We start from the raw sequence: 22,705 nt of genomic DNA on the forward strand, positions 1-22,705 counted from the left end.
ATGAGTATTTTAGTTATCGCTGAGCACGACAATAAAGCACTAAATGGTGCAACATTAAACGTTGTTGCTGCAGCTCAAAAAATCGGTGGTGATATCACTGTATTGGTTGCGGGTTCTGGTGCACAAGCAGTTGCAGACCAAGCAGCTAAAGTTGCAGGCGTAAGTAAAGTATTACTTGCTGACGATGCGGCTTATGCAAACCAATTGGCTGAAAACGTAGCAAAACTTGTTGCAGAATTAGGCAAAGGTTATAGCCATATCCTTGCTGCTTCTACAACAACAGGTAAAAACATTTTACCGCGTGCAGCTGCGCTTCTTGATGTTAGTATGATCACAGACATCGTCGCTGTAGATTCTGCAAAGACATTCAAGCGTCCAATTTATGCAGGTAACGCGATTGCAACTGTAGAATCTTCAGAGGCGATTGTGGTGGGTACTGTACGTGGTACAGCATTTGACCCAGTGGCTGCAGAAGGTGGTTCGGCTGCGGTTGAAGCTGCTACTGTGACAGGTGATGCTGGTATTTCTAAGTTCGTCTCTGAAGAAATTGTGAAATCAGAGCGTCCAGAATTAACTGCAGCACGTATTGTAGTTTCTGGTGGTCGTGGTGTAGGTTCTGGTGAGAACTATCACAAAGTACTTGATCCATTGGCAGACAAACTTGGTGCAGCACAAGGTGCATCTCGTGCAGCAGTTGATGCGGGCTTCGTACCAAATGACATGCAAGTTGGTCAAACAGGTAAAATCGTTGCACCTGATTTGTATATCGCTGTAGGTATCTCTGGTGCGATTCAGCACTTGGCAGGTATGAAAGACTCTAAAGTGATCGTTGCGATCAACAAAGACGAAGAAGCGCCAATCAACGCAGTAGCTGACTACTGGTTAGTGGGCGACTTGAATACTGTTGTTCCAGAGTTAGTATCTAAAATCTAATTACTGAACACAGTCAAAAACGCCTCTATGTGAATAGCATAGGGGCGTTTTTTATTGTCTTTTTTTAATTAAGATGCAGTGATTGGTTTTAAGTACATTATGTGAACTTAGCGTATATGTGGGTACATATCGAGCAAGTATATGTTGAAGATATTTTGACGTGACTCTTAAAAATATGAAGCACTTTTGTTTCTTGGGTGTGAATATTTTTTGCCTAAAAAATCACCGTTAAATTTAAGTAAATTAACAAGATTAAGATCATCTCTAAAGCACAAAAACACAGGCGTATATGCTATAATTTTTCGCTAGTTTTTATTTTTAGCCTGCATTTCAGGCTAATCATTTGCAAGTTTTACGACATATAAAATGCAAGCAAAATTTGTTTGCAGAATAAGGAGTATGCATGAGCGTATCGGAAATTAGACCGATTGCCATTGAGGATGAACTCAAGCACTCGTATTTAGACTATGCGATGAGCGTGATTGTGTCACGTGCGCTGCCAGATGTACGAGATGGTCTAAAACCTGTGCATCGTCGTGTGCTATTCGCAATGCACGAATTGGGCAATGACTACAACAAAGCTTACAAAAAGTCTGCCCGTGTAGTCGGTGACGTCATCGGTAAATATCACCCTCACGGTGATTATGCAGTTTACGAAACAATTGTTCGTATGGCGCAAGATTTCAGTTTGCGTTATCAATTGGTCGATGGTCAGGGTAACTTCGGTTCGATTGATGGCGATAGTGCCGCAGCCATGCGTTATACCGAAGTCCGTATGCGCAAACTTACTCATGAACTGTTGGCCGATTTAGAAAAGGACACTGTCGATTGGGAAGATAACTACGACGGCTCTGAGCGTATTCCTCAAGTGATGCCTACTCGTATTCCAAACCTATTGGTCAATGGTGCTGCAGGTATTGCTGTAGGTATGGCGACCAATATGGCACCGCACAACATGACTGAAGTGGTGCATGCATGTTTGGCTTATGCAGACAACCCAAATATTTCAATTGAAGGGTTGATGGAACATATCACAGGTCCAGACTTCCCTACAGGCGGTATTATTTACGGTAAATCAGGCATTGTTGATGCTTACCGTACAGGTAAAGGCCGTTTGCATATTCGTGGTAAGTACCATTTTGAAGAAGATCAAAAATCTGGTCGTACCACCATCGTCTTTACTGAAATCCCTTATCAGGTCAACAAAGCCAAAACCATTGAGCGTATTGCTGAACTGGTGAAAGAGAAGAAACTCGAAGGTATTTCAGAATTACGTGATGAGTCTGATAAAGAAGGGATGCGTATTGCAATTGATCTGAAGCGTGGTGAAAACGCTGAAGTGATTGTGAATAACCTGTTCTTAAATACGCAGTTAGAAAACTCATTCAGCATCAACATGGTCTGCCTAGACAATGGTCAGCCAAAATTGATGAACCTGAAAGATATTATTGCGGCATTTATTCGTCACCGCCAAGAAGTAGTGACCCGCCGTACCATGTTCGAGTTGCGTAAAGCGCGTGAACGTGGACACATCTTAGAAGGCTTAACCGTTGCGTTGGCCAATATTGATGCCATCATCGAAACGATTAAATCTTCTGCCAACCCAGCCGAAGCGCGTGAGCGTTTACAGGCAGGCGAGTGGGCAGCAGGTGGTGTAGTTGCGTTATTGGAAAAAGCAGGTTCAGTTTCTGTACGTCCAGATGAAATTGAAGGCGAAGACCCTAACCGCCCGTTTGGTTTAGATGGTCAGGTCTATCGTTTATCACCTGCGCAAGTGACCGCAATTTTAGAATTACGTTTGCATCGTTTAACAGGTCTAGAACAAGACAAGTTACATGCAGAATATTCTGAAATTTTGGCACAAATTGCTGAATTAACTGCAATTTTGAATGACTTTAATTTGTTGATGGGCGTGATTCGTGAAGAGTTGGCGCAAGTTTTACAGCAATATGGCGATGCACGTCGTACTGAAATTGTAGAATCTCGCATTGATTTCTCGCGTGAAGATTTAATCCCAGAAGAACAAGTGGTACTGACAGTATCACAAACAGGTTATGCAAAAACTCAACCATTGTCAGATTACGCAGCGCAGCGTCGTGGTGGTCGTGGTAAATCTGCAACGTCGATGAAAGAAGATGATTATGTGCAGCATTTAATCGTGACATCTAACCATGCAACGGTGCTGTGCTTTACCGATGTGGGTAAAGTGTACCGTCTGAAAGTGTTTGAAGTGCCACAGGCATCGCGTGGTGCGAAAGGTCGTCCAATGGTGAACTTATTGCCATTAGATGCCAATGAAACCATCACCGCGATTTTACCTGTCATTGATGCACCGAAGAAATTTACCGAGCGTTTGGCAGACTTCCGTAGCTATGTAAAAGCCAATGCTACACATATACAAACCAACGCAATCATTGCTGCACATTATGCAGAATTAGAAGCTGCCTTTGCTGAATTAGCAGATGGTGATGATTTATCTGATGCATTGCGTGTGCAATTGAAACAATTGGGTGTAGAGCTTTCTGCAACCGATTTAGACGATGAGATCATTGCAGAATTTGCATCACAAGCAGAAGCCTTGCGTAAAAACTTTTATGTCTTTATGGCAACGGCATCAGGTACAGTGAAACGTGTTGAATTGGAACAATTCAGTAACGTACGTTCGAATGGTTTACGTGCCATTGAATTGAATGAAGAAGACACTTTAATTGGTGTTGCAATTACCGATGGCGAACAGCAAATTATGTTGTTCTCCAATGAAGGTAAAGCGATTCGTTTTGCTGAAACCGATGTACGTTCAATGGGTCGTGCGGCCAAAGGCGTACGTGGTATGCGTGTCAGCTTCGGTTCAGCACAAGTTGAAGATGTCGAAGATGTAGAAGTCGATGGCGATGATGAAGACAGTTCAGATTCAGCACTCATCAGCCGTATCGTATCGCTAGTCGTAGTACCAGAAACAGGCGAAGTTTTGTGTGCTTCGGCGAATGGTTATGGTAAGCGTACACCTGTAGACGACTTCCCAACCAAAAAACGTGGTGGTAAAGGTGTGATTGCCATTAAGACCTCTGAACGTAATGGTGAATTGGTCGGTGCAGTTGCTATTGATGAAAGCAAAGAACTGATGCTGATTTCTGATGGCGGTACATTAGTGCGTACTCGCGCTTCTGAAGTGGCGCAAACAGGTCGTAATGCACAAGGTGTACGTTTAATCCGCTTGGGTGAAAACGAAACACTGGTGGGTGTAGAAGCGATTGAAGCTGTTGAAGAAGACGAGTTTGTTGAAGCGATTGAAGGTGCAGAATCTTTAGTGGCTGAAACGGATGCAGTTGCTGAAACTGAGCAAGTGGAAAAAGACGGTGAAAATTCAGTAGAAGAATAAGTTTTTTACTGATAAAAAGGGCGCTTCGGCGTCCTTTTTTATAAACGTTGACTGCATAAGGGTAAGCGATGAAAACCAAATTAATGTTGTTGGCAGCAGCGGTTGCATTGAGTGGCTGTAATTCAATGGACAATATTCCAGATCCGAGTCCTGAACAGGAAAAGGCGGCACAGCTAGCCTATGAGGATTTGCGTGATGGGAAGTATGACGAGTTTTTGGATCAGTTAGAGCCGCAGTTGCAAACCCAGTTTAAGGACAATGAAAAGCTGATGAAACGCTTTTCACGTTCAATTCCTCAAGGTGAATACAAGTCTAAGACTTTAATGACCAAAGAGATTGAAGAAGCAACCAATCAGCTTGGGCAATATAAGGTCAGCTATGAAATTGCCTATCCGGAAAATCTGGTTCAGTATGATGTTAGTTTTGACAAGCCGAATGGTAGCAACAAGATTCGTAATTTCAATATTCAAGTCTTTGGCGAATCGGGTAAATAAGTGGAATAGGAGCATTGCTATAATGCTCTATCTGCTTTGATGACCAGAAATTAAACGTCGATAAGCCAAAAAAAAGCACAAGCTACCGATCATTCCAAGATAGAGCAATTTAGGCAAGATCAGTGTTGTAGGCACACCCATCTGATTGAGTTGAATAAACATCTGCACAATTTGGGTAGAGGGCAGGATTTCGCCAACGACTTGCATCCAGGTGGGCATGGCAGCATGCGGCCAGGCCGCACCAGATAAAAAGAACAGTGGAATAGAAGTGAATACAATGACATGCCCCGCACGTTCCGGCAGATCCAGAAAACTAGCAAATAAGCAGGTCATGCCAATTATCGTGTAGATAAAAACCGCAACAGCCAGCAGCATCCCGAGCAGGTTGCCACCGCGCGGATAATCAAATAGCCAGAAGCTAAAGCCGAATAAATAGAAACATCCCAGACAACCAATGGTGAAGACCGCTAAACACATCCCAATCAATGCATTTGTGTTTAATTCTATTTTTCTTTCCCGATATACCAAAATCAGCATACTCAAACCCAAAAGAATGGTTTGGTGGATAATTAAAGGTGCAACCGCAGGAAAGACATAGCTGCCATAGCCGGACAGCGGATTAAATAAAGGAATTTGATGCACAGAAAGGGCAGGTGAAAAATCCGAGACCTTGCCAAAGCGTTCAGTATAATCTGCCAAAGTTTGCTCAACTGATGTGGCTAAGCCCAGACCAATTTGTTTGGTTACTAAAAAGTTGGCTGTACTTAAATACAGGCCAATGCCACCTGTTTCACCATGCCTTAAGCTTTGCGATAAATTGTCCGGCAGAAGTAAAATACCATCGGCTTTTTGTGATTCCACCCATTGTTTGGCCTCGGAAAAATTGCCGGTAATCGCCTCAATCTCCACATTGGGGCTTTGTGCCACTTGACCAATAATACGGGTGCTTAAGTTACTTTGTTCTTCATCGACAATAATAATCGGTAAGGCTTCAGCCTGCTGTGCCTGATAAGCGGTTGGATAAAAAAAGCTGTAAAACAAGACAGATAGAATCAGCGTGGTAAAGATCGTGCCGTGACTGACAATATCCTTGAAGCTTTGCAGATAGTAAAACCAGAGGGATTTCATTGGACTGCTCCTTTAGCTATTTTTTTAAGAAACAGATAAGCCAGCAGAGCGTAGACTAGGGCATAGATCAGCAGCATTAATCCAGCTTGCAGTGAAATATGCAATGGACTACCAATCACCCATTGTTCAGTTTGTAATTTGGCATAGGGCGTAAACGGAATAATATTGGACCAGAGCTGGGTGAATAGGGGCGCATTATTTAAAGGTAAAGTCACACCGGCAAAACTTAAAGATGAACCACCATAGACCGCAATGATGCCAAAAGATTTACTTAAATCTTTGGTTGCCAGAACCACTGCACTGCTTAAAAATGCATAAGCGCTATATAGCAGAAATTGTGCCGATAGAATCAGAGCGAGCGAGCCGGCAACAAACCAGCCGCGAATTTCAATCAGCCAGAACATCCAGATCCAGGTCCATAGACTAAAAATAGCCACATAGATCAGGTTCTTAGACAGCAATGCCATCCAGATGGATGAGTTGCTAATCCAGCTTGTTAAGGTCTGCCGCTTCAGTTCCTGACCGACGGAAAATGCCACACAACAACACAGCAGTAAATGCAGAATTGCCGGAATGACATAGGGTTCCAGATAGAATTCATAATTCAGCTGCGGATTATACAGCGGAGATATTTTAATATGCGGTGACGGTGCTTCGAGAGAGGGGAGTCGGTTGCCCAGATATTGCTGTCCGCTAAATTCAGCGAGTGCTTGTAGGGTACTGACCAGCATGGCCGAGGAAATGGTATTTCCAATACTGAAATAACTCTGGTTAAAAGCAATACTGATGTCAGCATCCTGGGCACGAACCAGACGTTGCTCGGCACCGCTTGGAATATGGATATAACCCCAAATTTTATTTTGATTTAACAGGCGCTCAATTTCAGCTGTTTGTTCCGACACCGTAGCAATTTTAAGAGTATGATTCAGCGCCACATGTTGATAAATGCTTTGACTCAGCGCACTCTGGTCTTGATCAATAATCGCAATCGGTAAATGATCCGATTTCCCTTGAGCAAACATGCTGCTGAATAAAATAATCACCAGTGCAGGTGCCAGCGTGACCAGACACAGATCCCATTTTTCGCTGAGCAGATAGCGCAGTTCGCGCCATATACCCGTCCACATTATCGGGTCTCTTTCAGTTTAAATAACACGCTCATCCCGACTTTCAGTTCAGAAATCGCTGGTGTGGGTACAAGATGCAGCTTAAAACTGCGCACATCATAACCGCCGGTTTGACGTGTGGTCTTAATGGTGGCAAATTCACCTTCAGCACTGATCTGTCTAATTTGAAAAGTGGCGGTTTTATCTAGGGCGGGAATATAACCTTTAATACTGCTCATTTTCTGAAATGGGGCATATTGGTCTTCACGAATATTCAGGCTCACCCACATTTGATCTTCAATCAGGCTGACCACAGGGACTGCGGTGGCTACCAGCTCCGAGACTTTGCCATAGGTTTTAGACACCGTTCCGTTTACAGGTGCTACTAATTGGGTTTCTGCTTCTAAAGCATTGGCTTCATCCAGCGCAGCCTGGGCAATATCTACTTGTGCATCGGCAGAACTCTTTTGCTGCGAGGTGCTGCCACGTTTGGCACGTGCGTATTGCTGATACGCTGCTTCTGTCATTTGCGCCGCTGATTGACTGGCTGCATACAATTCATCACGGCGCTGGCGTGAAATCACACCTTCCTTCAATAAATTTGCACCACGCTCATAAGAAACTTTGGCTAAATTTTGCTGTGCTTTCAGCGATTGCCAGTTGGCATACAGACTGGCGATATTTTCTTCCTGCGAGCCACGTTCAGCAGTCGATTGTAAGGCCAGCGCAGATTGTAAAGCCGCTGCGGCTTGCTGTTTTTTGGCCTGAATTTCCGGGCTGTTTAAGCGCACCAGTACATCGCCTTTTTTGACCCGCTGACCTTCTTCTACATAGATTTCTTCAATACGGCTTGGCACTTTGGTCGCCACCTGAACTGTTTCAGCTTCTACACGACCCTGCAATTCAAGCGGAGCCGGTTGGTAGCTTTTCCACAATCCAAAAGCGATGACTGCCAGCAGAACTGGAATCAGGGCGAGCAATAAATATTTTTTCTTTTTAGCGATTTCAGGAGCTTGTTGTTGCTCGGTCGAAGTCGTCGCGTTGTTTTCTATTTCAGTTTTTGTTTCTACCTGTTGCGCAGGCGATTTTTCTGTATCGCTGGATGAAGCCACTTCATTCACAGGATCATTGGGTTTTTGATCTTCGTTCATGTTCGGCTCCATTAGCGAATATAGTGGGTGTTGGCATGTTGAATGTAGGTTGGAAATTCTGCAATCGAGCCATGGCTTTGTAATAGTGTGGCCAGTGACATCACATATTTGTAAGCATTCAAGGCAGTTTCAGCTCGTAGTCCGCTCAGCATATTTTGTGCATCGATGACCTGTGTGGCGGTGCCCGTATCTTCTTTAAAAGACAATTCTTGGATGCGTAAATTTTCCTGTGCGGCTTTCAAGTTTTGTGCCAGAAGTACATCACTTTGCTGTGCACTAAGTGCTTCGCTATAAGATTTATAAATCAGATTTTCAATTTCCTGCTGGGTGCGTGCAGTAAGCAGTTCTGTTGCAGAGCGTTTGAGTTCGGCAGCCTGAATATTCTTGTTTTTATCGATCCCGGAAAACAGGTTATAGCGTGCGGCAACCCCGACAATCCAGTTTTCATTTTGATCCAGACTATATTCGCCAAAAGCAAATACATTTGGTTTTTTCGCTGCTTGCTGGGCTTTCACATTGGCTTGGGCCAATTGGGTATCCAGCTGCATTTTTTGAATCAGCGCAGAGTTCTGACTAAAAGTTTTTAGCAGATGATTTAAGGCCTGTGGCTCGGTTTTATTGACAAATAAAGGCGTCGAAAGCTCAGTGATGCTACTTTCCTGAAGCAGATTATTCAGCTGGAACAGCGCAGCATTCAAATTGGCCTGCGTATTTTGCTGGCTGCGCTCGGCATTATTACGTGCCACTTCAAATTGCATACGCTGGCCTTTACTGATAAAACCTTGCTGTTCCATTTTTAAGGCATTGCGATAATGCTGCTGCATGGCATTCAGATTAAACAGCGCAGCTGCATGCAATTGCTTTTGGAGCTGCACATTAAAATAACTTTGAATCAGTTCAAAACGCTGCGTATCTTGCTGCTGTTTGTTGCTGAGCTGACTACGACCGACCTGAATATTGGCAATTTCTTTGGCACTACGGGTGAGGCCTCCAGTATATATTGGCATAATCACGGAAACAGTGGGGCGAATCACCTGATCTTCAAGGATGACATTAGACGTATCCGGAATCAGACCAACTCCGCTATGAATAGTATTGTTAAGTCCATCACGCAGTGGATCGGTAATACCTGCAGGTAGATCCACGCCATTACTGGCCTCCCACTCATTAAGCCGGCCATTCACGCCTTGAGAGAGTGAATTCTCCAGATTATTTTTAAATTGCTTTAATGGAATATCGACTTCACTGTGAAAGGCATAGGCACGAACATTCAGGTCGACACGTGGCAGACCTACGCCTTTTACTGCTTCAGCTTCAAGTTTTGAAGCCTGTTCCAGACTTTGATAGGCTTGGCTGCTATAAGAATTTTGCAACAACTGACGTTCAGCATCCTGAAAGCTGATGCTCTGTGCATGAGCAAAGCTGCCATACATCATAGATGCAAGCAGATTTAAACCCCAGACAAGCTGTCTTTTATTTTTCTTTAAGTTCATAAAGTCGCTAAACTGATATAAAGCCGGTAATGTTATCCCGCTAGTATAAATCAAAGGTTCGCAGATAGAACTAGTGTAAAGTTATAGTATTGTTTCTTGTACATTTGTCTATAAAAAGCACGCTTATGCGTCCTCTAATCTTCTTTTTTTACCTTTTCTTTTTAAATAGCGTTTTTTAGCTACTTTTTCTCTATATATTCTTTTAAAAGTCTTGGATTTTTTGCGATTAATTCATCCATATTGCTTTTTCCCCCCTCGAAATTCAGGATGTTGCTCTCGCATTTTTTTACATTCACTCTTTTCTCGCCAGATTTTAAAGAATAAATAAAGCTTGCTGAAGCATCTCTACGTAAAACTTCTTCTTTAAATAAAGGGGTGGCAATAGATCTCTTGCGAAAGTTAATTTAAGAGCATCCAATTCACCATTCCAGCAATTAAATTCATTCTTAGACCAAATCGTTTCCGTCTATTTCTATGGCGTTCTGTTAATATCCGAAAATGTTTAAGTTTGCCGTTGATATGTTCAATTGTGATCCTACGCCGACTGATTTCTTGGTTGATCTGTTTTGCTATTTGGGGTAATGATAAATTGTTAGGTTTCTTGATTGGAATGAGTAACTTACTCTTAATCTGATGAAATCCTTTATAGGCTAAATCTGCTATGATATAAGGATAAATAATCATCTCCTTCAAATGCTTACGCGCAATGTTCAGATCGTGTTTTCTGCCATCTTCAATCTGTATACTTACAATTTGCTTTAATTGGGGGTTAAAAATGACCTGTGTTTTTAGCGTATGTTTCTTCTTTTTACCACTATAGAATTTTCTTTGTTTTTTTGGGACGCTCAATCTGTGACTCAGTAACATCAACGATTACATAATCCCCCTCATTAAACTTTTGATTCCTTTTCGGCAATGCGAAAATCCGTGATTGAATCAGAGCATTTTCAACTTTCTGAATCGTACGATTCACATTACTTTCAGCTAGGTTATAGTCGGCGGATAACTCAATTTGAGTTCTATAACAGCGTAAGTAATTTAAAGTTAACAACAATTGATCCTCTAAACACAACGAATGAGGTCTTCCAGATTTTTTCTTGGCAAGTTCAGCATGTTGTAACACTGATACCATTTTTAAGAATAATGGACGAGGAACTCCAACAAGTCGTTTAAATTCTTCATCATTAAATCTTGTTAAATTTTCATATTTCATGAGATGAGTATAAACAATTTTTTACTTTCGCAAGAGGTCTAATATTAGTGAAAAAATAATTAGTTTTATAGCTAATCATAGATTCCAAGATATTTTGAGGTAACAAAATTACAGGTCCAACAACTTTATTAGGCCCCCAAGGAGCGTGAGGAAGTGAAAATTTTGATTTTTTCCATTCGTTATCGATTGCACAAAAGAAATGAATAGCCTCTTTTGTTTCAGTCGTTTCTATACCTAATTTTTCACATTGTTCTAATGTATATTCTGCAAAATGTTTAAAGCAAATATTAGGGTTTGTTGACAATTCGTCTATGTTTGCGGCATGAGAGATATATCTCGCAAGGTTTTTTAGCTGCTATAAGGCATGGGACAGGAAATTTAGTCATTTTAAATGACTGGCACATAACGCAATAGCAGCAAAAAATATGCTCGCCCTGAAAGGCTGTGGCTAAAACTTTCTCAGATTGTGTTATGAAACTTAGCAATAATCTCGCTATTCCTTGCGTTTCATGCCTGATCTGCTCAGTTTTAGCCTACAGCGCAAGCCATTTATGAAATGTCAACAGACCCTAGTCGTTATATCTGAAATAGTGTCCAGACCTATACCATCTGCAACTAATATTAATTCTTCAAGATCTTCTAATAAGCCTGTCTGAGCTGCCTGAGAAGACTTTAAGCATGTGAGTATATATTCAACTTTAATATCGTGTGATCCTTTGCCATTTACTCCTTCTTTAGTTGCACCAATGCCAGTATATTTGGGCTCAGGAAAATGGGAGCATAATTTTCTTGCTTTAATTTCATCTTTTTCTTTAAGAGCTTCCATTAAACATTTCATAAAATTTTGCTGAGTAGTCAGAGCAGACTTGGAATGTATGTTCTCACAACGAGTTAAATAATAACTATCAATGTATAAGCGAGTATCTGTTTCCAGATTAGGGTCAAAGAAGTCAACTTCAAGTAAATTTTTATCTACCTTAAAGTGATTGAGGAATGTTGTCATTGTTTATTTCTCCTTTAATATTTATTTAAAATATCATTTAATTAGGAGTAGTGGGTGGTTTTTTTGATCAATTTGCGACAGATATTGTCGCATACATTTCAACCTCTTTTTTTGATTTAGTAAATTTATCCCTCGAATCTACATTGATTTTTTGACTCTATCTTGGCTCATAGATTGAAATAATTTTGTGCAAGACTCTGCCAGATATGGTTAAATGCCATCATTTTATTGTGTTTCACTCTGAAAGGAAAAATCATGCGCGCGTACAACTTCTGTGCTGGTCCTGCAGCATTACCGACTGCCGTACTTGAAAAAGCTCAAGCTGAAATGCTTGACTGGCATGGCAAAGGTCTTTCGATCATGGAAATGAGCCACCGTAGTGCCGACTATGTTGCCATGGCTGAAAAAGCGGAAGCAGACCTGCGCAAACTCATGAATATTCCTGAGAACTACAAAGTATTGTTCTTGCAGGGTGGTGCATCGCTACAATTCTCTGCGATTCCATTGAATTTTTTGGGTAAAAACAACAAGGCAGATTATATCCACACGGGTATTTGGTCTGAAAAAGCCTTAAAAGAAGCGCAGCGCTATGGCGATATTCATGTCGTTGAAGCGGGTATTCAGATTGAAGGTAAGCATGCCATTAGCGAACAAAGCCAATGGAACTTATCTGCCGATGCTGCCTATGTGCATTATGCAGATAACGAAACAATTGGTGGTTTGCAGTTTGCCAATATTCCAGAAACAGACAAACCGTTGGTATGTGATTTCTCATCAAGCATTTTATCTGCACCTTTAGATGTATCTAAATTTGGTCTGATTTATGCAGGTGCGCAAAAAAATATTGGCCCAGCAGGTTTAACCATTGTGATTGTACGTGAAGATTTGCTTGATCAAGCCAAGCCTGAAATTCCAAGCATTTTGAAATATTCAGCACAGGCAAAAAATGATTCCATGGTGAATACACCTGCAACTTATGCATGGTATTTGTCTGGTTTAGTGTTTGAGTGGTTATTGCAAAACGGTGGTGTAGATGCGATTCATCAAGCTAACCTAGAAAAAGCGAAATTATTATACGGTTATATCGATTCAAGCGATTTCTACGCGAATCCAATTTATAGCGCAAACCGTTCAATTATGAACGTTCCGTTTACTTTGGCTGATGCCGCACTGGAAAAACAATTCTTGCAAGAAGCTGAAGAAAACCGTTTGTTGAACTTGGCAGGTCACCGTTCTGTAGGTGGTATGCGCGCAAGTATTTATAATGCAGTGCCATTAGATGGCGTACAAGCTTTGGTTAACTTTATGGATGACTTTGCAAAACGTCACGGTTAATTGATAGTAGTAAAAAGCAAAAACCCAGCTGAATTAGCTGGGTTTTTTTTATAGAAATAGGTGAAAAGTCATAGAGGCTTGTTGATGAGTGAAACTCAGAACACAAAATAGTGTAAGCCGTAGGCGGAGAGCAGCATGCCTAATGCAAAAAATAGGCAAGACATCGGGTCGAGCTGATAGCGTTGCTCAAGTTGATGTTCTACATGCTGTAAGTTTTCTTCTTGCACGATTTTCATAGATATTATTTTCCGATGATCTATTTATCGTTAAATATTTAAATACGGCTATATTTTTAGCATAAAAAATTGATTAAATAAAGTACTAATTTTATTTTAAATATAATATCTGCCAATAATGAATTAATTCTGTGTTGATTTTTAAAATCCGCACCACTCAAGGCTTTCAGATTATCTACGGTGCTTGGTGCAGATGTTTGGGTTTTAAAATAACTTATCCACATATTCGATTTAAAATATGGCTGATTTTGAATTTATAATAAATTTAAAGCTGTGGATAACTGCGTTTTTTTGAATTTAAAATGCTTAAATAAGCATCAATATATTCATACTATCAATAGCACGCTTTTAACAATCAAAAATTGATTATAAGCCATCAGTGAAATAAGTATTGAAAGTTCCTTCTCCCTGAGGAGAAGGCGAGGATGGGGGGATGATGAATATGAATTTATTATTTAGACAGCTACTTTGAGGTTTATTTTTAATAAACTACTGTTTTATATTGTGAATATTGGCTTGAATCCAAATATTGCCACGAATGTATTGTCCAATTTCAAAGTTTTGGTGCGCAGGATTTTTAGTTGCAAGACGAATTAAAATCGCAGGCTGATTTTCATCATGAATTAGAGTGACATCATAAACAGTATAGGCTTGATTCATGAATTCAAAACTGGTTTTACCAACAACATTGCCCTGAAACCAAGCTTCATCTTCCTGACCGATATTTTCGCCATATAAATATGCGACCATTTTAGAAAAATCCACCGTTACAGGTGCTTTGTCATCTTCGGACTTAGGTTGCCATGCGTCAATTTGTTCTTGCAGATTGGCAGGTGCAACACCATCATTGGCTGCTAAAATATCATTCAGCGCACGATGGTGTTTAATTGACGCAGGATCATCGACCACCAATTGTTCGCCTTCAGCAACAGCTTCAAGTTCATACGCCCATGCGTTTAAATGCACCCAGTAGGTTTGATCTTTTTGGTATTGTTGATGGTTGACGCTGTATAAACTGTCAAAAGCATAGACAATACTGTTGTTGCCTAAATTGAGTCGAAGCACCGCTTGAGTGTTAGATTTGCAGCTAATGATACGTTCAATTTTAGCTTCAACTTTGTAAGGACTTTCAAAGCAAGGGAAAGCCGTTTTTACAGCTTGTGGTTTGTTATTTTCAACCGCAATCACTTGTGTCAATTGAATTGCCTCTTTGCTTGGGCCTTGAATCAGCCATGTGCTTTGATCCATTTCTGCTTCTTGGCGGCATAAACCCATTGGCATAATTGGTGCATCTAGAGCCAGTCCTAACCATTTTGGAACTTCGGTGCAGGGTTCATCCGTGAGTAAATTCCAATGTTCAACATGGCTGCCGAAGTTCTGATCTTCAATGCGGATGATTTCTGGTCTATTTTGATTGTTCATAAGCACTTTGAGATGTTGGGTTCTTTTCTTTACTCTTAGATCGAGGGTTATTTCGATTTTTCAAGTCTTTGGCTGAAATTTCATGTAATGCCACTGCATTTGTACAGATTGTGGACAGCGATGCAGCAGAAACAAAATCACATCCATCTACACTTTAGCATGCAATTCTGAGCATTTTAAACATACTGCAATGTAATGAGTTTGATACACTAGTCGCATATTATTATCAGGGTTGCACAGTGCTGCCATTTAAACTTTGGGTTGATGCAGATGCATTACCTAAAATTCTAAGAGAAGTCATTTTACGTGCTTCAGATCGTTACCAACTTGAAGTCACTTTTGTTGCCAATCAATCGGTCGGGATTACGCCTTCGGTACGGATTAACTCTATTCAAGTGATGCATGGTGCCGATGCCGCCGATCAGGAAATTGTAGATCGCATGAAGGAACACGACATTGTGATCACGCAGGATATTCCACTAGCGGCACAAGTGATTGAAAAGGGCGGAATAGCGATTCATCCACGTGGTGAAATTTATACTGTTGCCAATGTGAAAGCGCGTCTGCATTTGCGTGATTTTATGGATACTTTGCGTGGTGCAGGCGTACAAACAGGTGGGCCAGCACCTATTTCAGAACGTGATAAACGTGAGTTTTCAAGTAGTCTAGATCAAACTATCCAAAAGCAAAAACGTAAAACTGCTTAATACGAGTCACGCATGCCTTCTAAAACCAATATTATGATGACCTATGCCTTATTGGTTTTCATTTGGGCAACAACGCCTTTGGCAATTGTCTGGAGTGTGTCAGATTTACACATGCTTTGGGCTTTGGTGCTACGTTTTTTCATTGCTTTGCCCTTAGCTATTATTTTATTGCTGCTGTTAAAAGTGAAATTTCCACATCATCTACAAGCGTGGCATAGTTATTTGGCAGGTTCGTTTAGTCTGATCGGTTCACAAATTTTCACCTACATTGCCACCGCTTATTTAAGCTCAGGCATTATCGCCCTGATGTTTGGTCTGACCCCCATCATAGCAGGTTTGATTGGTCGTTTTGTGTTTCAGTTGCATTTGGCACGTATTCAATGGATCGGAATGACAGTGTCCATTTTAGGGCTTGGCATCATCTGCTTTGGCGGCGAAACACAGCATGTGCATCCTCTGGGTATTGTTTTAATGCTGTTTAGTGTATTGACCTACACCATGTCTATTTTCTGGGTGAAAAAAGTTAATGCGCAAGTTGAACCTGTAGCACAGGCAACTGGCTCGATTTTGGTATCAACCATTGCGGCTTTATGTATTGTGCCGTTTATTTGGCAATATGTACCGACTAGTTTGCCGAGTCTTAAATCTATCGCAGCTTTACTTTATACCGTGATCATGGCTTCTTTGATTGCAATGTTCTGTTATTTTAAATTGGTGCAGAATATTCAGGCGACCACCTTATCTTTAACCACCGTCATGACGCCAATGATTGCTTTGTTGATTGGTGCTTTACTCAATCAAGAAGCTTTATCGGTCATGGTATTTTTGGGCGCTTTGGTTTTATTGTCAGGCTTAGTGCTGTATTTTTATCGTGATCTTAAAGCAAGTCGGGCATTGGCTCAGAAAATCAAAACACCATCCTAACGATATGCAAAGATGGCGTTATCCACGTGATTTTATATACGCGAACATGCAGAAATGATTTATTTTATTTCTTAGATTATGCTTGTTTTAAAGCAACGGCTTCTGCAAGTTTGACGCGATCTTGAGGGTGTAAAGTAATAAAATACGCCCCAGTACGATATTGTCCATTTTCTTCTTCACGGCTGTAAACCACTTGCGCGGTTGCGGCTATATGGAAAAAGTTTTCAGGATGGCTGAGCGTGACATGAATATAACTGCCCGTGTTTAATTCACGTTCACTATAAAAACTGAAACCACTTTCTGAAAAATTGACCTGTTCAGGGATAGGTAACATGCTTTGTACAATTGCATCGTATAAAGACCCTGTAATAAGGTTTAATTTTTGGTTGAATAAGGATAAGATTCGAGCAATTTGTTGATCTTTTTCAGTTAATTGTTCTAATTCGTAGTTTAATGCATGATCAAATTGATCTAATTCTGCGAGTAGTAGAAAATAACGCGGTAAAACAAAATTAGCATCGTAAGGGTCGTTCAGCGCAACATCGTCAGAAATGATCTGGTAATTGATTCTCAGGGCAGCATCAATTCGTGACATGACACGACGTTCAGACGCGACGCTTTGATGCTGTAAATTTTCCATAATGTATTACCTCGGACTTGATGGTATGTTTAAACCAATCTCGCTATATATAGGGTTGAGATATACGCGCGCTCGGCGCAGTAACCACTTTATTTCTTTTATTGCCTTAGTTTCGATGATCGGTCTAACTTTGGGTGTTGCCGTCCTCATTACCGTACTTTCGGTGATGAATGGTTTTGATCGTGAATTAAAAAATCGTGTCTTGGGCATGATACCTCAAGCCACTGTTTCATCAACACAAATTTTAACAAATTGGCCAGAACTTGCAACGAAAGTTGAGCAACATAAGCATGTTGTTGGTGCTGCACCATTTACGCAATTGCAAGGCATGTTGACCGCACAAGGGCAAGTGTCGGGCATTATGGTCACGGGAATTGAACCCGAATACGAAAAGAAAGTATCCATCATTCAAAACCACATGGTTGCAGGCAGTATCGACAATCTGAAAAAGGGTGAGTTCGGTATTGTTTTGGGCAAACAAATGACTGATGCCTTGGGTTTGGGTTTAAACGACAGCATCACCTTGGTTTTACCTGAAGCAACGCCATCCCCTGCAGGGGTTGTACCGCGTTTTAAACGCTTCAAAGTGGTTGGTATTTTTAGTATTGGTGCAGAAGTCGATTCGATGATGGGATATATCGCCCTGAATGATGCTTCGACTTTGCTGCGTTTACCCGATGGTGCGCAAGGTGTACGTTTAAAACTGGATGATATTTTTGCTGCACCACAAGTATCTCGAGATATTGTGCAAGAGCTACCTGCCAATTTTTATGCTTCGGACTGGACTTATACGCACGGCAACTTGTTTAGCGCCATTCAAATGGAAAAGGCGATGGTGAGCCTATTGTTATTCCTAATTGTTTTGGTGGCTGCATTTAATATCGTGTCTTCTTTGGTGATGGTTGTGACCGATAAAAAATCGGATATTGCGATTTTAAGAACCTTGGGTGCATCACCAAGCACGATTACCAAAATTTTTATGGTGCAAGGTACGGTCATTGGGGTTATTGGTACGGTTTCAGGTGCAATCTTGGGGATTATTTTCGCGTCCAGTATCAGTGGCTTTATTGCATGGTTGAATAATGTATTAGGGCTAAACTTATTTGATGCCTACTTTATCAACTACTTACCTTCATATTTAAGATGGCAAGATGTGGTGGTGATTGTGAGCTTGTCATTAATTTTAAGTTTCTTGGCGACGATTTACCCTGCATTACGTGCCGCGAAAATTCAACCAGCAGAGGCATTGCGTTATGAGTAAGATTGTTCTGGAAGCCAAACAAGTTTCTAAACACTTTACCGATGGCAAAACCACTGTTGAAGTGATTCGTGGTCTAGATTTACAAGTTCAGCAGGGGCAATTTGTGTCTATTGTTGGGGCGAGTGGTTCGGGTAAAAGTACCTTATTGCATGTTTTAGGTGGCTTAGACCGACCAAGTACAGGCGAAGTATTTTTAAATGGTCAGCGTTTTGACAATTTAGGCGAAGCTGAGCGCGGTTATTTGCGTAATCAATACCTCGGTTTTGTTTATCAGTTTCATCACTTGCTGCCTGAGTTTAGTGCGCTTGAAAATGTGGCGATGCCGTTAATGTTACGCGCAGGCACGAACTATAAAGAGGTGAAGGCACAGGCAGAGTATCTGCTTGAGCGTGTCGGTTTGTCGCATCGTTTAACCCACAAACCTGGTGAGCTTTCTGGAGGGGAACGTCAGCGTGTTGCATTGGCACGTGCGTTGGTGGCGAAACCCGCACTCATGCTTGCCGATGAGCCTACTGGAAACTTAGACCGCAAAACTGCAGTTAAAATTTTTGAATTGCTGCGTGAATTACGCAGTGAATTTAACATGGCGATGCTGATTGTGACCCATGATGAAGAACTGGCAAAATCTGCCGATACCATTTTGCACATGCAAGATGGTGTTTGGGTAGATGCTTAGTGTGAGCATCGCTCCTAAAGCCACTCAAAAGCGACTGCGTTTAAAACCGCAATTGCTGGAATAAGATTTTTTTGTTGAAGCCCACTTCGGTGGGCTTTATGATGCATGCCAATAAAAATAATAAGTTTAATATTCATGCTGCAATTGATTGGTCTGGCTTGGGTGATTGGGATCGCCTGTGTCGGAATACGTTCTTCTTCTTTTCCAATACATTCATTGACTTCCATGCCTAGTGCAATGGTTTTACTGATTTTATGCAGTATCGTTGTGCAATACTTGTTGCAAGCTCGCTTATCTTCAATCTATTGGAAATGTTTGAATGTAGGAGTGGCAGGTGTTTTGAGTCTTGTTTTCGGTTTGATCTATGCGGATACGCAGATGCAGCAGCGTTTGCAATGGCGTGAACTACAACCTGAATTTGCTGAAGTCGTGGTTTATGTCAGACAGTTAAATCAGCTAAATGACAACAGCATTTCACAAAGGGTTGAGGTGTTAAACCGACATCCTCAAACAGTGACATGGTTAGCAACTTTAGCACAAACTCAGGTAGATCAAGAGCAAAATTTAAAACTTGGACACTATTACAAATTAAGTGGAAAAATTCGCCCTGCGCATAGTTATGCCACAGCAGGTGCATTTGATGTAGAGCGGTGGTATTTACAGCAAAATATTATGAGTGGTTTTCGGGTTGAGCAGATTCAGCCTATCTCGGCTGAACAAATTTATGCCATGGGGTTTACACAACATTGGCGTGCCCAACAGACGCTATGGGCAAAATTTCGATTATGGATTGAACAGCAGCGTTATCAAATTCGACTGTTTATTCAGCAGCAACCTTTGCATCATCAAGGTTTAATTCTTGCATTACTCACAGGAGATAAAAGCCTATTAGATGCAGAAACTGAAGCACAGTTTCAGCGTTTTGGAATTAGCCACTTATTGGCTATTTCAGGGCCACATGTGCTGATTTTTGCAGGCATGCTATGTTGGGCATTACGTCAGCTGATTAGGTATTACCGTCCGCATTGGTATTTGTGGATGCCTAAACAATACTTGCTCATGTTGCCATTTTTAAGTTGTGTATTGCTGTACACCGCCTTTGTCGGTTTTGAAATTCCTGCATTAAGAACCTTGCTGATGTGCAGTCTAGTGACAGTAATGTTAGTGCTGAAGCAGAAGCTTCAAGGCTTTGCCTTGCTGATTTATAGTGCTGCCTTATTATTATGGTTTGATCCTTTAAGTGTACTGTCTGCTGCTTTTTGGCTGTCTTACGGGGCCTGTTTTATTCTACTGCGTATTTATCAGAGCTTGAGTGCGCAACCACGTATAGAGCTGAATCGTTGGCAGCAACTGAAACATGCCAGCAAAATTCTAATCGAGTCGCAATGGAAAATTTTTATTGCCTTATTTCCTTTGGTGATTGTGTTTTTTAAACAAGTGGCGTGGATTGCACCGCTTATTAATATCATCGCAATTCCATTGATTGGTATGCTGATCGTGCCTTTAGATGTTTTGGCAGGAATTTGCTTTTTTATTTTTGAACCCTTGGCGTCAATACTGTTTCAATTGAATGATCTAGCTATGGCTTTGTTGCGCTTGATTTTTCGGGGGATGGAAACCGTTTTTGTACCACAGTTACATACTTTGTCGATGTCTGCAGCGGTGTATGTCTGTCTATGTTTAGGCTTATTTCTGCTATTTTTACCACAATCGGTATTGCCTAAAACTTGGGCAATCTTATGTTTTGTTCCACTGATTATAGTCGATAGCCAACGACAACCATTTGAATTAACAGTACTCGATGTGGGGCAGGGACAAGCTTTATTTTTACGTTCAGGTCATTACAACATGATGATTGATGTGGGCGGTTCTTATGATGAAAGTAAGTTTAGTATTGGACAGCAAATTTTACGTCCATTTTTAGCGGTGCATGGTATTAAACAACTGGACTTGGTGGTTTTAAGTCATTTAGACCAAGACCATAGTGGTGCATTTCCTCATTTGCAAAATGAAGTCAATATTCAGCATGTCTTTGCCAATCAGACCGTAGATGTGGCAGTAAATAGCAAGTTTAATTTGTGTCAGCAAGGGCAACAGTGGTCTTTACCACATCAGGTACAGATACAAGTTTTATCTCCTAAACCGAGTCAATTACCCTATGCCGCACAGCAACAAAATGAGTTGTCATGTGTGTTGTATATTTCAGTGCCATCCGCACAGTCATATCAGCATTTTTTAGTGATGGGCGATGCAGGTTGGGCAACTGAATATCAATTGTTGCAGGAATATCCTGATTTAAAAGTAGATGTGTTAATTTTGGGTCATCATGGGAGTAAGCACAGTTCTGCCTATGATTTTTTAGCACATTTTAAACCCAAATTGGCCGTGGCATCTGCAGGTTTTGATAATCGTTATGGACATCCTAGTTCTTTAGTTCAGCAACGCTTAGCTGCGCTCAATATTCCGTTCATGAACACCATACAACAGGGCAGCGTACGTTTTTCTGTAGATGCACAACAGCGTATGCTTATACAGCCGTATCGGCAGCAGAAATTGTGGTTGCAGCGTTAGTTTGGTTCTGTGTCTGGGCACGTACAGCCTGCACATCTGCCAAGGCTTCTTGCACAGGTTTATGATAGACCCCGCGTAAATCTGGATGGGCTTTATAGCGTTTATAACTCCAGTGATAATGTGTAGGATAACGACGGATCAAATCTTCAATTGCACGGTGAATAATAGCTGTCCCTGCATTGGCATCACACTGATAAATGTGCTCATCTATCGCTTCGATATACATATCAAAGCCTTGATCTGCATTTCTTAACGCATATAAGAACAAAGCTTTTGCTTTAGTTTTCTGAATCAATTTGGCGCTTAAATTACTCGATTCCAACGGAATACCAAAAAAAGGAATCATCTCACCACCTATATTTGGGGTATGGTCTGGCAAAATGACAGTGGTTCCGCCTTGTTTGAGTGCTTTAAAAATTTGACGTACCCCAGATTCATCTGTTGGGACTAAATGTGCCTGTTCACGGCTACGTGCTTGGCGCACAAAATCATCTGCCGCAGGGTTTTTGACAGGTTTATACATGATGGTCATTTGCGTATATTGAGCGATCCACGCATTCATAATTTCCCAAGTGCCAAAATGCGGCACAATTAAGACCAAACCCTTTTGTGCAGCCAGTGCATCTTGTAATAGTTCTAAACCATGTACCTGATGGATTCTTTGAATATTTTTTTGATTGCTTGATCCCCAAATATGAAAAAACTCAAAATAAGAGGTCAGTTCGTTACGAATTGCTTGCTGGGTAATCTGTTCGCGTTGTTGTGAGTTCAGCTCAGGAAGCGCAATTTGTAGATTGAGTTGAATGGTTTGAGAGGTTTTACTCAAACGCAGTGTATTGACCAAAAAAGCCAAAGATTTTGCAAAAAAACGCGCAACTGTTAAAGGTTGTCGACTGACAAAATCAAGCAGGCGCGATAAAGCCGTTGTCGGTGCAGGTTCGGTCATAACGACAGCATCAATTGATAGAAAGGATAAAGATGTAAAATATTATAGGAGAAAATACAGGCTTTAGACAGTTTTTGCCAATTCCGT

21 protein-coding genes are annotated in these 22,705 nt (G+C 41.2%); 9 read left to right on the top strand and 12 right to left on the bottom strand.

The window, feature by feature from the left end; translation table 11 throughout:
• The 3 genes from FTV28_RS01390 to FTV28_RS01400 all read left to right on the top strand — a co-directional run bounded on the left by FTV28_RS01390 (window position 1) and on the right by FTV28_RS01400 (window position 4,806).
• Window positions 1–933 (top strand): electron transfer flavoprotein subunit alpha/FixB family protein, encoded by a 933-nt coding sequence (locus FTV28_RS01390; RefSeq protein WP_004971866.1) that lies wholly within the window; start codon window positions 1–3, stop codon window positions 931–933.
• A 403-nt stretch (window positions 934–1,336) separates the two neighbouring features.
• Window positions 1,337–4,312, top strand: a complete 2,976-nt coding sequence (gene gyrA / locus FTV28_RS01395; RefSeq protein WP_167845878.1) for a DNA gyrase subunit A — start codon at window positions 1,337–1,339, stop codon at window positions 4,310–4,312.
• Window positions 4,313–4,380: 68 nt separating this feature from the next.
• A complete protein-coding gene (locus tag FTV28_RS01400; protein ID WP_096901142.1) occupies window positions 4,381–4,806 on the top strand; it encodes a DUF3887 domain-containing protein in 426 nt (141 codons plus the stop codon).
• 27 nt (window positions 4,807–4,833) lie between these two features.
• On the opposite strand, the gene FTV28_RS01405 is transcribed toward FTV28_RS01400, so the two are convergent.
• From FTV28_RS01405 to FTV28_RS01435, 7 genes are all read right to left on the bottom strand, one after another.
• Window positions 4,834–5,934, bottom strand: coding sequence for an ABC transporter permease (locus tag FTV28_RS01405; protein WP_096901141.1), 1,101 nt, complete (start codon window positions 5,932–5,934; stop codon window positions 4,834–4,836).
• Complete coding sequence (locus FTV28_RS01410) at window positions 5,931–7,061, bottom strand: ABC transporter permease (protein WP_179989279.1); 1,131 nt, start codon at window positions 7,059–7,061, stop codon at window positions 5,931–5,933. Before FTV28_RS01410 ends, FTV28_RS01405 begins: the two co-directional genes overlap by 4 nt.
• Window positions 7,061–8,191 carry an HlyD family secretion protein gene (locus tag FTV28_RS01415; RefSeq protein ID WP_131261183.1) on the bottom strand — a complete coding sequence of 377 codons (1,131 nt, stop codon included), beginning with the start codon at window positions 8,189–8,191 and terminating at the stop codon, window positions 7,061–7,063. The genes FTV28_RS01410 and FTV28_RS01415 overlap by 1 nt, the downstream gene beginning before the upstream one ends.
• An 11-nt stretch (window positions 8,192–8,202) precedes the next feature.
• Window positions 8,203–9,684, bottom strand: coding sequence for a TolC family protein (locus tag FTV28_RS01420; protein WP_004971852.1), 1,482 nt, complete (start codon window positions 9,682–9,684; stop codon window positions 8,203–8,205).
• A 399-nt stretch (window positions 9,685–10,083) separates the two neighbouring features.
• Window positions 10,084–10,897, bottom strand: a protein-coding gene (locus tag FTV28_RS01425) for an IS5 family transposase (RefSeq protein ID WP_179989280.1) whose coding sequence is annotated in 2 segments (ribosomal slippage) — window positions 10,084–10,509 and window positions 10,511–10,897 — 813 coding nt in all. Because the reading frame shifts where the segments join, the coding sequence is not laid out codon by codon here.
• Window positions 10,887–11,201 (bottom strand): hypothetical protein, encoded by a 315-nt coding sequence (locus FTV28_RS01430; protein WP_035310653.1) that lies wholly within the window; start codon window positions 11,199–11,201, stop codon window positions 10,887–10,889. Before FTV28_RS01430 ends, FTV28_RS01425 begins: the two co-directional genes overlap by 11 nt.
• A gap of 255 nt (window positions 11,202–11,456) precedes the next feature.
• Window positions 11,457–11,900, bottom strand: coding sequence for a hypothetical protein (locus FTV28_RS01435; protein ID WP_131261181.1), 444 nt, complete (start codon window positions 11,898–11,900; stop codon window positions 11,457–11,459).
• Between the two features lie 255 nt (window positions 11,901–12,155).
• Here FTV28_RS01435 and serC point away from each other — a divergent pair, with 255 nt between their 5' ends.
• Window positions 12,156–13,235 (top strand): 3-phosphoserine/phosphohydroxythreonine transaminase, encoded by a 1,080-nt coding sequence (gene serC, locus FTV28_RS01440; RefSeq protein WP_179989281.1) that lies wholly within the window; start codon window positions 12,156–12,158, stop codon window positions 13,233–13,235.
• Window positions 13,236–13,330: 95 nt separating this feature from the next.
• Here serC and FTV28_RS01445 read toward each other — a convergent pair whose 3' ends face one another.
• Both FTV28_RS01445 and FTV28_RS01450 read right to left on the bottom strand, forming a co-directional pair.
• Complete coding sequence (locus tag FTV28_RS01445; RefSeq protein WP_004971840.1) at window positions 13,331–13,471, bottom strand: hypothetical protein; 141 nt, start codon at window positions 13,469–13,471, stop codon at window positions 13,331–13,333.
• A 489-nt stretch (window positions 13,472–13,960) separates the two neighbouring features.
• Window positions 13,961–14,893 carry a hypothetical protein gene (locus FTV28_RS01450; protein ID WP_019837949.1) on the bottom strand — a complete coding sequence of 311 codons (933 nt, stop codon included), beginning with the start codon at window positions 14,891–14,893 and terminating at the stop codon, window positions 13,961–13,963.
• Between the two features lie 239 nt (window positions 14,894–15,132).
• On the opposite strand from FTV28_RS01450, the gene FTV28_RS01455 reads away from it, so the two are divergent.
• A complete protein-coding gene (locus FTV28_RS01455) occupies window positions 15,133–15,600 on the top strand; it encodes a YaiI/YqxD family protein (RefSeq protein ID WP_004971836.1) in 468 nt (155 codons plus the stop codon).
• A gap of 12 nt (window positions 15,601–15,612) precedes the next feature.
• On the top strand, window positions 15,613–16,524 hold the full coding sequence (locus tag FTV28_RS01460) for a DMT family transporter (RefSeq protein ID WP_179989282.1): 912 nt from the start codon (window positions 15,613–15,615) through the stop codon (window positions 16,522–16,524).
• Between the two features lie 76 nt (window positions 16,525–16,600).
• Here the strand turns inward: FTV28_RS01460 and FTV28_RS01465 are convergent, their stop codons facing one another.
• Window positions 16,601–17,164 carry a PilZ domain-containing protein gene (locus FTV28_RS01465; RefSeq protein WP_004971830.1) on the bottom strand — a complete coding sequence of 188 codons (564 nt, stop codon included), beginning with the start codon at window positions 17,162–17,164 and terminating at the stop codon, window positions 16,601–16,603.
• 25 nt (window positions 17,165–17,189) lie between these two features.
• Between FTV28_RS01465 and FTV28_RS01470 the strand changes: the two genes are divergently transcribed.
• Both FTV28_RS01470 and lolD read left to right on the top strand, forming a co-directional pair.
• On the top strand, window positions 17,190–18,425 hold the full coding sequence (locus FTV28_RS01470) for a lipoprotein-releasing ABC transporter permease subunit (RefSeq protein WP_104853304.1): 1,236 nt from the start codon (window positions 17,190–17,192) through the stop codon (window positions 18,423–18,425).
• Complete coding sequence (gene lolD / locus FTV28_RS01475) at window positions 18,418–19,101, top strand: lipoprotein-releasing ABC transporter ATP-binding protein LolD (RefSeq protein WP_004971826.1); 684 nt, start codon at window positions 18,418–18,420, stop codon at window positions 19,099–19,101. The genes FTV28_RS01470 and lolD overlap by 8 nt, the downstream gene beginning before the upstream one ends.
• 14 nt (window positions 19,102–19,115) lie before the next feature.
• On the opposite strand, the gene FTV28_RS01480 is transcribed toward lolD, so the two are convergent.
• On the bottom strand, window positions 19,116–19,328 hold the full coding sequence (locus FTV28_RS01480) for a hypothetical protein (RefSeq protein ID WP_179989186.1): 213 nt from the start codon (window positions 19,326–19,328) through the stop codon (window positions 19,116–19,118).
• On the opposite strand from FTV28_RS01480, the gene FTV28_RS01485 reads away from it, so the two are divergent.
• Window positions 19,327–21,672, top strand: a complete 2,346-nt coding sequence (locus FTV28_RS01485) for a DNA internalization-related competence protein ComEC/Rec2 (protein ID WP_257222777.1) — start codon at window positions 19,327–19,329, stop codon at window positions 21,670–21,672. The two genes, FTV28_RS01480 and FTV28_RS01485, sit on opposite strands and share 2 nt — an antisense overlap.
• Here FTV28_RS01485 and FTV28_RS01490 read toward each other — a convergent pair.
• Window positions 21,629–22,618: a lysophospholipid acyltransferase family protein gene (locus FTV28_RS01490; protein WP_004971822.1), complete on the bottom strand. Its 990-nt coding sequence runs from the start codon at window positions 22,616–22,618 to the stop codon at window positions 21,629–21,631. The two genes, FTV28_RS01485 and FTV28_RS01490, sit on opposite strands and share 44 nt — an antisense overlap.
• Window positions 22,619–22,705: the final 87 nt, after the last annotated feature.

Source organism: Acinetobacter sp. YH12252, from assembly GCF_013417365.1.
Classification (GTDB): Bacteria; Pseudomonadota; Gammaproteobacteria; order Pseudomonadales; family Moraxellaceae; genus Acinetobacter; species Acinetobacter towneri.

Excerpts from the sequence above, each read along its gene's own strand:
- FTV28_RS01390 (WP_004971866.1), top strand. The coding sequence starts at position 1 with ATGAGTATTTTAGTTATCGCTGAGCACGACAATAAAGCACTAAATGGT.
- gyrA (WP_167845878.1), top strand. The coding sequence starts at position 1,337 with ATGAGCGTATCGGAAATTAGACCGATTGCCATTGAGGATGAACTCAAG.
- FTV28_RS01400 (WP_096901142.1), top strand. The coding sequence starts at position 4,381 with ATGAAAACCAAATTAATGTTGTTGGCAGCAGCGGTTGCATTGAGTGGC.
- FTV28_RS01405 (WP_096901141.1), bottom strand. The coding sequence starts at position 5,934 with ATGAAATCCCTCTGGTTTTACTATCTGCAAAGCTTCAAGGATATTGTC.
- FTV28_RS01410 (WP_179989279.1), bottom strand. The coding sequence starts at position 7,061 with ATGTGGACGGGTATATGGCGCGAACTGCGCTATCTGCTCAGCGAAAAA.
- FTV28_RS01415 (WP_131261183.1), bottom strand. The coding sequence starts at position 8,191 with ATGAACGAAGATCAAAAACCCAATGATCCTGTGAATGAAGTGGCTTCA.
- FTV28_RS01420 (WP_004971852.1), bottom strand. The coding sequence starts at position 9,684 with ATGAACTTAAAGAAAAATAAAAGACAGCTTGTCTGGGGTTTAAATCTG.
- FTV28_RS01435 (WP_131261181.1), bottom strand. The coding sequence starts at position 11,900 with ATGACAACATTCCTCAATCACTTTAAGGTAGATAAAAATTTACTTGAA.
- serC (WP_179989281.1), top strand. The coding sequence starts at position 12,156 with ATGCGCGCGTACAACTTCTGTGCTGGTCCTGCAGCATTACCGACTGCC.
- FTV28_RS01445 (WP_004971840.1), bottom strand. The coding sequence starts at position 13,471 with ATGAAAATCGTGCAAGAAGAAAACTTACAGCATGTAGAACATCAACTT.
- FTV28_RS01450 (WP_019837949.1), bottom strand. The coding sequence starts at position 14,893 with ATGAACAATCAAAATAGACCAGAAATCATCCGCATTGAAGATCAGAAC.
- FTV28_RS01460 (WP_179989282.1), top strand. The coding sequence starts at position 15,613 with ATGCCTTCTAAAACCAATATTATGATGACCTATGCCTTATTGGTTTTC.
- FTV28_RS01465 (WP_004971830.1), bottom strand. The coding sequence starts at position 17,164 with ATGGAAAATTTACAGCATCAAAGCGTCGCGTCTGAACGTCGTGTCATG.
- FTV28_RS01470 (WP_104853304.1), top strand. The coding sequence starts at position 17,190 with ATGTTTAAACCAATCTCGCTATATATAGGGTTGAGATATACGCGCGCT.
- lolD (WP_004971826.1), top strand. The coding sequence starts at position 18,418 with ATGAGTAAGATTGTTCTGGAAGCCAAACAAGTTTCTAAACACTTTACC.
- FTV28_RS01485 (WP_257222777.1), top strand. The coding sequence starts at position 19,327 with ATGCCTAGTGCAATGGTTTTACTGATTTTATGCAGTATCGTTGTGCAA.
- FTV28_RS01480 (WP_179989186.1), bottom strand. The coding sequence starts at position 19,328 with ATGGAAGTCAATGAATGTATTGGAAAAGAAGAAGAACGTATTCCGACA.
- FTV28_RS01490 (WP_004971822.1), bottom strand. The coding sequence starts at position 22,618 with ATGACCGAACCTGCACCGACAACGGCTTTATCGCGCCTGCTTGATTTT.